Annotated in this window: 6 protein-coding genes; all 6 read left to right on the top strand. The window is 39.9% G+C overall.

Annotated features, from left to right (window positions below; all coding sequences use genetic code 11):
• Positions 1-150: 150 nt before the first annotated feature.
• The 6 genes from JFU01_RS04515 to JFU01_RS04490 all read left to right on the top strand — a co-directional run bounded on the left by JFU01_RS04515 (position 151) and on the right by JFU01_RS04490 (position 10485).
• Positions 151-4896, top strand: coding sequence for a MucBP domain-containing protein (locus tag JFU01_RS04515; RefSeq protein WP_195855725.1), 4746 nt, complete (start codon positions 151-153; stop codon positions 4894-4896).
• 398 nt (positions 4897-5294) lie between these two features.
• Positions 5295-6338 (top strand): phosphate/phosphite/phosphonate ABC transporter substrate-binding protein, encoded by a 1044-nt coding sequence (locus JFU01_RS04510; protein ID WP_195855726.1) that lies wholly within the window; start codon positions 5295-5297, stop codon positions 6336-6338.
• A gap of 176 nt (positions 6339-6514) precedes the next feature.
• The gene (phnC, locus tag JFU01_RS04505) at positions 6515-7252 is read left to right on the top strand and encodes a phosphonate ABC transporter ATP-binding protein (RefSeq protein ID WP_195855727.1); all 738 of its coding nucleotides are present in this window, start codon (positions 6515-6517) and stop codon (positions 7250-7252) included.
• A 10-nt stretch (positions 7253-7262) separates the two neighbouring features.
• Positions 7263-8066 (top strand): phosphonate ABC transporter, permease protein PhnE, encoded by an 804-nt coding sequence (gene phnE / locus JFU01_RS04500; protein WP_195855728.1) that lies wholly within the window; start codon positions 7263-7265, stop codon positions 8064-8066.
• Between the two features lie 11 nt (positions 8067-8077).
• Positions 8078-8893, top strand: coding sequence for a phosphonate ABC transporter, permease protein PhnE (gene phnE, locus JFU01_RS04495; RefSeq protein ID WP_181566209.1), 816 nt, complete (start codon positions 8078-8080; stop codon positions 8891-8893).
• Between the two features lie 11 nt (positions 8894-8904).
• Entirely contained in the window at positions 8905-10485 is a 1581-nt protein-coding gene (locus JFU01_RS04490) for a bifunctional metallophosphatase/5'-nucleotidase (protein ID WP_195855729.1), read from the top strand.
• Positions 10486-10489 lie beyond the last annotated feature (4 nt).

Below are 10489 nucleotides of genomic sequence, written 5' to 3'. Positions count from 1 at the left end.
GTCCATCCCAGACAGCAGAGGTAGTGACATTTTTCTATAAATCATCTAAAATTTTTGAATTTACAATTTATCATTTTCTTATTTTAATTTATAATATCTAATGCATTGTTAAGTGCTTTTAAACAAAATAAAATGAATGGATGATTAGAAATGGAAAATTTTGAAAAAAGACAGCGTTTCTCTATTAGAAAATTATCTGTTGGGGTGGGCTCTGTATTAATTGCTACCCTTTTATTTGCTCAGTCAGGGACCGTTTATGCGGACGAAATATCTCATACTGAGAGTAAGTTAGCTCATGTTGGCGAGGGAGAAGGTCCCAATATAGCTAGCGAAAAAAATGCCAACCCGGCTACTGGTGCGGAAAGTGACCCTGCTGATAAGCTAAGTCATGATAGTGCCGCAAAAGTAGAAGAAAAGAAAAATACTGACCAAAAAGTTCAAGACAATGTGGTTGAAACGGGCAAAGTTGAAACAGGAGAGTTTACCAATACTGTGGCGGCTCATCCAGCAGAGACTGCAACGAACGTAAAAGATAGTTATCCTGAAAGCACTTATGAAGTAGGAAAAAATGACGAGGGCTCATTAGATACTTTAGTTGATCAATTGAAAAATGCTAAAGATTCAAGGGCTGTATTAAAAGCTCAATTAAATGAAGTCTATAGTGAAGAAGATAGCGCTGCTATTCTTTCTCGTGTAAAGATTGAAAATATAACAGATAGCAAGTCTTTAAAAGAAGAGCTGACCAAAGCTGGCCTTGACTATGCTAATAACAGTTCCTTGTTAAATAAAGCGCCAGTCTTAGCTGCTATCAATAATGAGGGGAAAGATGTATCAAATCTCTTAAATTTTACCAGATTTGACTTAAAACACAATGCCTGGAAGCCTGACTTTAGTAAGATGGAATTAAAGGACTTCAACGAAGCTCAGCCAATCAGGTCCTATATGGGCGAGTCTGGTTATGTCGATTTTGATGTAGAAATCCCTGATGCCACAAAGGCTGGAGACTACTTTATCATTGACTATGGTAAGAATGTAAGACCAGGTGGCATCGAAACACCAATTGGTTTAACGCCACTTATCTCAGAGGGCGTTTATATCACGGATATCACCTATGATGAAGCCAACAACCGTGTCTTCCATCGGTTTAACAAAGAGGTTGAAAAGAAAGATAAGCATAAAGTCCATTATCAAGATCCTTTCTGGCAAAAATATGATAGAGTCACCGATAGTAAGAAAAAATATCCCATTGAGCTGACAGTAGGTGGGAAATCATTCAAAAAAGAACTTTCTTATGATTATGGGAACGAGTCACAAGGTAAGAAAGTAGTCTTTGGTGCTAATATCAATGTGGATGACTCAGGAGATAAGAAGAGAATAACCCAAGTTTGGCATGTCAACCGCTATGGTGAAAAAGTACCGGAAGGAAACCATAGCTTACTATGGGAATCCAATACTGGCGAGGACTTCGAATCCATCAAGGTTTATGAAGTAACAGACGATCGAGCACTTACAGATAGTCCAAATCCAAGACCAAATCCTGCCTATGTAAAAGAAATCAAGGTCACACCTGAAGTAACTCCTAATGGAACGGCGCGGGTAGATTTAGGAAGTGGTGTGGCAGAAGGTAAGAAGTATATTGTTGTTACAGTAGCAAACCCTACTAAGCCCGGACCTAGCGTGGATTGGCTATCTCTTAGAAATAAAGATGACCACTCAAGACCACAAGATTCCATGGGGATAACAATTGGTGTTAACAATAGTGCCAGTTCGGGTAGCGGCCAAAAAAGACCAGGAATGTTTATTGAAAACCATCGCTATGAGCTGGTAGATGAAGATGGCAACGTATTGAAGGTCGAAGACCGTGTAACTAAATTCCCACAAAAGGGCTTTAGAGATGAGCAATATACAACAGCAAAAGAAGACCGTGAAGGCTATAAGTTTGTAAGAGCGGAAAACCCGAAAGAAGCGCCAACATACTCACCAGACGGAGCGGAGACTAAGGGAAATTACAAAGCAGGTAAAACCCAAGAAATCACCTATGTTTACCAAAGAACAGTTAAGACAAAAGGCTCCTTCCAAGAACATCACATTTATAGAACCGTAGATAAGAACGGAAATGTGATCTATGAAGATTCAAAAGAAGACGGAAAGACCACGGAAGGAAAATCTTCTGACCACTACACTACTTCCAAAAAGGATAAGCCTGGCTATAAACTGGTTAAAGTTGAAGGGAAAAATGGTGGGAAGTTCGCTAAGAACGGAGCCCAAACCAAAGCCAATTACGTTGACAATACTAAACAAGAAGTAACCTATATCTACGAAAGAGTTCAAGAAGAAAAAGGTTCCTTCCAAGAGCACCATATATACAGAACCGTAGATAAGAATGGCAACGTCCTTTCAACCGATGAGGTTACCGATGGTGAAACCAGTGAAGGGAAATCTTCTGATCAATACACCACTTCTAAGAAAGACAAGCCTGGCTATAAACTGGTTAAGGTTGAAGGTAAGAATGGTGGTCGATTTGATAAGAATGGTGCTGAAACCAAAGGTAACTATGTTGACAACACCAAACAGGAAGTAACCTACATCTACGAAAAAGTACAAGAAGAAAAAGGAACCTTCCAAGAGCACCATATTTACAGAACTGTTGATAAGAATGGAAACATTCTTTCAACCGATGAAGTCAGCAATGGAGATACTTCTGAAGGAAAATCTTCTGATCAATATACTACTTCTAAGAAAGATAAGCCTGATTACAAACTCGTTAAGGTTGAAGGTAAGAATGGTGGTCGATTTGATAAGAATGGTGCTGAAACCAAAGGTAACTATGTTGACAACACCAAACAGGAAGTAACCTACATCTACGAAAAAGTACAAGAAGAAAAAGGTTCCTTCCAAGAGCACCACATTTACAGAACTGTTGATAAAAACGGGAATGTGATTTCTGAAGATTCCAAAGAAGACGGCAAGATTACTGAAGGAAAATCGGACGAAACTTACACCACTTCGAAGAAAGACAAAGCTGGCTATAAGCTGGTTAAGATTGAAGCTAAAAATGGTGGGAAGTTTGATAAGAACGGTGCTGAAATCAAAGGTAATTATGTTGATAACACCAAACAAGAGGTAACCTATATCTACGAAAGAGTTCAAGAAGAAAAGGGCTCCTTCCAAGAGCACCACATCTACAGAACCGTAGATAAGAATGGAAATATCCTTTCAACTGATGAGGTCAGCGATGGTGAAACTTCTGAAGGAAAATCTTCTGATCAATACACCACTTCGAAAAAAGACAAGCCTGGCTATAAACTGGTTAAGGTAGAAGGCAGAAATGGTGGTCGATTTGATAAGAATGGTGCTGAAACCAAAGCTAACTACGTGGACAATACCAAACAAGAAGTGACCTATATTTACGAAAGAGTTCAAGAAGAAAAAGGGTCCTTCCAAGAGCACCATATCTACAGAACCGTTGATAAGAATGGCAACGTTCTTTCAACCGATGAGGTTACCGATGGTGAAACCAGTGAAGGGAAATCTGACGAAACTTACACTACTTCTAAGAAAGATAAAGCAGGCTATAAGCTGGTTAAAATTGAAGGCAAAAATGGTGGGAAGTTTGATAAGAACGGTGCTGAAACCAAAGCCAACTACGTGGACAACACCAAACAGGAAGTAACTTACATCTACGAAAAAGTACAAGAAGAAAAAGGAACTTTCCAAGAACACCATATCTACAGAACTGTTGATAAAAACGGCAATGTGATTTCTGAAGATTACAAAGAAGATGGCAAGACCACTGAAGGAAAATCAGACGAAACTTACACCACTTCTAAGAAAGATAAAGCTGGCTATAAGCTAGTTAAGATTGAAGCTAAAAATGGTGGGAAGTTTGATAAGAATGGTGCTAAAACCAAAGCGAACTACGTTGACAAGACTAAGCAAGAAGTGACTTATATCTACGAAAGAGTCCAAGAAGAAGCACCAGTTGAGAAGAAAGGCTCCTTCCAAGAACACCATATTTATAGAACTGTTGATAAGAACGGCAATGTGATTTCTGAAGATTCCAAAGAAGATGGAAAGATTACCGAAGGAAAATCAGACGAAACTTACACCACCTCCAAGAAAGACAAAGCTGGCTATAAACTGGTTAAGGTAGAAGCTAAAAATGGTGGCAAGTTCGATAAAAATGGTGTTGAAACTAAAGGTAACTATGTTGACAACACCAAACAGGAAGTAACCTACATCTACGAAAGAGTCCAAGAAGAAACACCAGTTGAGAAGAAAGGTTCTTTCCAAGAACATCATATCTACAGAACCGTAGATAAGAATGGTAAGGTGATCTCCGAAGATTACAAAGAAGACGGTAAGACTACCGAAGGAAAATCAGACGAAACTTACACTACTTCTAAGAAAGACAAGCCTGGCTACAAGCTGGTTAAGATTGAAAGCAAAAATGGCGGTCAATTTGATAAGAGCAGTTCCGAAATCAAGGGTAATTATGTGAACAACATTAAACAAGAAGTGACTTATATCTACGAAAGAGTTCAAAAAGACCTGAGCCAAGAGTATCCTATTACTCAAACAAGTCATAAGAATGGTAAGGTTACTTTAGTTAATAAGACAGTAAAAATCCCTGACCAAGAAACACCAGTTGTGAAAAATAAAGAAAAAGATGCAGTTCTTCTTGAAACACCGAAAGAAAATAGTAAAAAAGATAAAGTTGAAAGCCCTACTGTTGGGGAAACAGTAGAAAAACACTCTGAAATCCATCCAACAGCTGAAAAAGTTGCAAGCAGTTTACCTAAGACAGGGGCGATTGCACCATCTTTATTCAGCTCAGTGTTTGGTTTTGCTCTTACATTTGCAGGGTTTAGAGTCTTCAAGAAGAGAAAATTTTAAAGCTTTACTTGGAAAAATATCTAACTTGACGACCTATTAAACAAATATAAACTTATAGATCCGTAAGTTTTTAGCCGAAGTGTTTCGCTTCGGCTTTTTTTAATGATCGAGATGAAAATTCATAAAAGTTAGAAACATTTGCCTAATTAATTCATAGCTTTTTCACAAATGGTCTTTATGATAAAGACAGTCCAAATAAATTTCTTTATATTTTTCTCCCAGCGAGCTTTCAAGCGAAAGCTCGTTTTTTGTTGGGAAATTGATTAAGAGGTAAAAATTTTTACTAAAACATGTGAAAATTTACAAAAACTATACTTTGAATTGACGGTATTTTTATATAAGTATGAGATCCTGTAGGTGTAAGAGTAATTGAATAAACAGCCTACAAGGAGGATAAAATGAGTATCAAAAAATGGCTATTGAGTGGTTTAAGTGTATTAACCGCTTTTGGTTTGGCAGCTTGTGGTAATGAAGGTGGAGAGAGTGGGGATTCAGCTGAGGCAGATAATCATATCGATACGTTATCAGTAGAATTCGTTCCTTCTCGTGACCCTGAAGAAATTATTACGGTCACTGATCCCTTGAAAGACATTTTGAAGGAAGAATTAGAAAAACAAGGGTTTACTGTTGATAATGTCGATATCAACGTGGGAACCAGTTATGAAGCAACGGGTGAAGCCTTAGAAGCGGGGACTACTGACGTTGGTTTTATTCCTGGTGGGACCTATGTCCTTTATGAAGAAGGTATCGAACCGATCTTAACTGCTACTCGTGGCGGACTTTCGGTGACTGGTGAAAATCCTCAAGACTGGAATAAAGAACCAGTAACTAAAGTAGACGACCAAGTCACTTACTATCACGGTCTAATCTTAGCGGGACCAAGTGAAAAAGGGCAAGAATTAGCCGAAAAGGTAAATAATGGCGAAGAACTCAACTGGGAAGACCTCAATTCAGCCAACTGGTCAGTGATGGGTACTTCTTCACCAGCTGGTTATATTTATCCATCTCTTTGGTTACAAGATAACTTTGATAAGAACATTACCGACTTAGACAATGTGGTTCAAGCGGATTCCTATGCTTCAGCCTTTGCCCGTTTAGCTTCTGGTCAAGTGGATGTCATGGTTACCTATGCGGATGCCCGTTTAGATAATGAAGAGAAATGGCAAGAACAACTCGGTGGTAGTGATGACATTTGGAAAGAAGTTCAAGTGATTGGAGTCACTAAACCAATGATGAACGATACCATTTCCGTGTCCAAGAACTCTGAAAACATGACGCCTGAATTGGCTGAAGCCTTACAGGAAGCTTTCATCAATATTGCCCAAACCGATGAAGGAAAAGAAATTATTGCTGTTTACACCCACGAAGGTTATGAAAAGGCCGAACCAGCTGACTATGATACCGAACGTGAAGCCCAAAAATTAGTGCAAGAAATGAATTAATTAAGACGATAACTCGATGGTTATTTTGAGTTTATGAATAAGTTATTAGGATAAAAAAGTGCTTCGATCAATGGCTAACTATTGGTTGAATGCACTTTTCCTATTTCTACTTATGGGGAATAAGTCGTTTGTTTAAGCGGTAGTGAGTAATCATGTTTTGGAGAAAGGAATAAAAAATGATTCGATTTGAACATGTGGATAAGGTTTATGAAGGTGGATTAAAGGCTTTAGATGATATTAATTTAGAAATTCCCAATGGGCGTTTTGTCGCCATTGTGGGGAAATCCGGAGCTGGTAAATCGACTTTAATTCGTACTATTAATAAAATGCATGATATTAACGGGGGTAAATTAACCGTTAACGATAGGGATGTTTCGGCCTTAGAAGGTAGCCAATTAAGAAAATTTCGGAGAGATATTGGCATGGTCTTTCAGTCCTTTAACCTCGTGGAGAAGACCACCGTCTTAAATAATGTTTTAAATGCCTTTTTACCTGACTTAGCCTGGCATCAAAAACTATTTTCCTTGTTTACAGAAGAGCAAAAGGTTAAAGCCCTGGAAGCTTTAGAAAGTGTGGATATCCTCGATAAGGCCTATGACCGGGTCGACCAATTATCTGGTGGACAAAAACAGCGGGTGGCTTTGGCTCGAACCTTGGTTCAGGAGCCGTCGATTATTTTAGCGGACGAACCGGTGGCCAGTCTGGACCCAATTTCTTCTAAGCAGGTCATGGATTACTTTAAAGATATTAATCAGAGCCAAGATATTACCATTTTAATTAATATCCATGATGTCGATATGGCCCTTGATTATGCCGATAGTGTGATCGGGATTAATGCAGGGAAGATTGTTTATTATGGCCCAAGTAGTGAGGTTAATCAAGAGATTTTAGATACGATTTACAAGAAGTCTTAGGGGGATTAAAGTGTTTAAACGAAAAGAATATCAACTGGCTTCTGGAAAGGTATTTAAAGAAAAACGCTCTTGGACGCCAGTGATTGTACTAGTTTTAGCCATTGCTTTATATGTTGCCTTAGAGGTGACCGAGTTTGATTTCGCTGACATTATAAAACGGGGCCACCAGTTAACTACCATTGTTGCCCAACTCTTTCAACCGGATTGGTCCTATCTATCTGATGTCATCCAACCCTTAATGGATACCATAAAGATGTCATTATTTGGCTCTTTTGCTGGGGCAGCAGTTGCTTTACCCTTTGCCTTTTTAGCCTCATCCAACATGGTCCATTTTGCGCCAGTAAACTGGTTGGTTAAGGTGCTATTTACCATTATTCGTACCATTCCAACCTTAGTTTCTGCTTTGATTGCGACTTATTTGTTTGGTCTAGGGACTTTGGCGGGGACGGTAGCCATCTTCCTATTTTCATTTTCCTATGTGGGTAAGCTATTGTATGAAGAAATTGAAACTACTGATCTAGGAGCCTTTGAGGCTATGATTGCCATGGGTTATACCCGTCCTTTTGCCTTTTTTAAAGGTGTGATTCCTAATATTATGCCTTTCTATCTGTCCACCGCTCTCTTTAACTTTGAAGGGAATGTGCGTTATGCCTCGATCTTAGGTTACGTGGGCGCCGGCGGTTTAGGATTACTCATTAATGAAAATATTGGTTGGCGTGATTATGAAAAAGTGGGGACCATTCTCTTTGTCCTATTAATAACTGTTTTCATCATCGAGAACTTAAGCCGTTATATTCGGCGTAAGATTAGTTAGGAGGGCTAGCTGTGACAGATTCAATTCAAAGCGTATTAGACAAAGAGCCAAATTACCGTGCCATTCAGGGAGTCATCACTGTCCTTGTGCTGCTGGTATTATTTTGGTCATCCAGTGTGATTGATTTTTCCAATTATAGCCAGGACGGTTGGGCCGTAGCTGGAGAAATCATCTCTGGGGTGCTTCATCCCGATATGACTATGTTGACTGATTTTTCTTCCAGTGGTTTATGGTTTTTATTATTTGAAACCGTCTGTATTGCTTTTGTTGGGACCTTAATTGGTGGTATCATTTCTTTACCTTTAGCTTTTTTATCATCCAGTAATGTGGTTCCAGCTTGGCTAGCCGCAATCTTCCGGGTGGTGATTATGATGCTTCGGACCGTCCCAGCCATTGTATACGGATTGATGTTTATCCGGGTAACGGGTCCTGGGCCAGCTGCTGGGGTCTTAACCATGACCTTTACCTCGATTGGGATGTTAACCAAGCTCTTTTCAGAAACCATTGCCGATTTAAATACCGATATCTTGGAAGCCTTTCGCGCCATGGGAACGACCACCATGGATCAAATCATGTTCGGTATTATTCCACAGTTATCGGCTAGTTTCTTATCGACCTTAATTTACCGTTTCGATATGAATATTCGAGATGCAACTACCCTAGGTTTGGTTGGTGCTGGTGGGATCGGGGCTCCTCTACTATTTGCGATTAACTCTTATCGCTGGAACCAAGTGGGCGCCATTCTAATTGCTTTAATCTTACTGGTCTTCTTAGTGGAAGCCATTTCTACCCGCCTACGTCAATACCTCGCCTATGGACACTTTTAGAAAGGACAAGCATGAAATTAACTTTACTCGCCATGAGTGATGTTCATGGACATTTTTCAACCCAAAGTTTTCAAGCAAGAAATAAAAAGACGACTAACGGTCTATCCCGTTTTGCCAGTGTTTTAAAGGCCAAGCGTCGCCAAGAAGATCATCTCCTGTATCTGGAAAGTGGGGATATGATTCAGGGCTCGCCCCTGACCAATTATGAGGAAAGCCATCATGACTATGCCAAGATATCCAGCCAGGTCTATAATTATGTGCAGCCTGATGTCTGGACCTTGGGTAACCATGAATTTAATTTTGGCTTAGATTATTTAAAGAACACCATTAACCATATGCCTGATTCCCTGGCTTTGGCTAATGTGATTTCAGATGGAGAGGTTTTCTGCCATAAGCCCTATCGGATTTTTCAATGTGAAGATATCCGAATAGGTGTCCTGGGATTAGTTACCCAATATATCCCTCACTGGGAGAAGGAAGAAAATATTGCGGGCTTAGAATTTAAGTCCGCCCTGGAGACGGCCCAATACTATATCCCATTGATGAAAGAAAGCGAACACTGTGATCTTATCTTCATTACCTACCATGGGGGCTTTGAATGTAATTTGGAGACCGGCCAACCGGAAGAGGACTTAACCGGAGAAAATGAAGGCTATGCCCTATTAACTAGTGGTTTACCGATTGATGCCTTCTTTACTGGTCACCAACACCGTGAGATTGCGACAATCTGGCAGGGGATACCCATCATTCAGCCGGGTTTTCGGGCGCAAAAATATGGCGAAGTCATTTTAGAGCTGGATAAAGAGGCAGATGGTCAACTGAATAAGAGGGTGGAGAGCTGCCAATTACACTCACTCGCTGACCAGCCGGCTGACCAAGAGCTAGAAGAACTTTTGGCAGAGGATAATGAAAAGGTCCAAGACTGGCTAGACCAACCGCTGGGGCATTTGGATCGACCCGCCCTAGTGGATAATTTCTTTGCAGCCCAAGTTGAGGGGCATCCTTATTTTGCCTTGACCAATAAAATTCAGATGGAGGCTGCAGGGACTGATATTTCTGCCTCTTCAGTCTTTAATCTGGATGTTTATGGTTTGAAACAAGAAGTCACTGTGCGTGATTTGGTGATTAATTATCCCTTCTCCAACGGTTTATGTAAGATTAAGCTCACCGGTAAAGAATTAAGAGAGAACTTAGAAAAAAATGCCGAATATTTTGCCTTAGATGACCAAGGTAGGTTGGAAATTAGTGAGGACTACCTCAATCCTAAAGTCGAAGTTTATAACTATGATATTTATTCGGGGATTGACTACACCATTGATGTGTCTAAAGACCGAGGCCAGCGGATTGTTCAACTAGACTATCAGGGGCAAGAAGTTAAAGATGATGATGAATTATACCTAGCCATTAACCAATATCGGATGGCAGGAGGCGGTAACTTCCCGCATTTCTCTAGAGACAAGGTCCTAGAAGAACTGACTACCGACATTCCCAATTTAATCATCGATTATTTCGCTGACCATGACCTTGTTGAAGTCCCAGAAAACGACAATTATCAAGTGATAGGTTATCAAGCAATCAGTGACGATATTTAGATCA

This window comes from Aerococcus sp. Group 2, assembly GCF_905125285.1.
Lineage (GTDB): Bacteria > Bacillota > Bacilli > Lactobacillales > Aerococcaceae > Aerococcus > Aerococcus urinae_E.
This window is presented reverse-complemented; position numbering and strand designations above follow the sequence as displayed.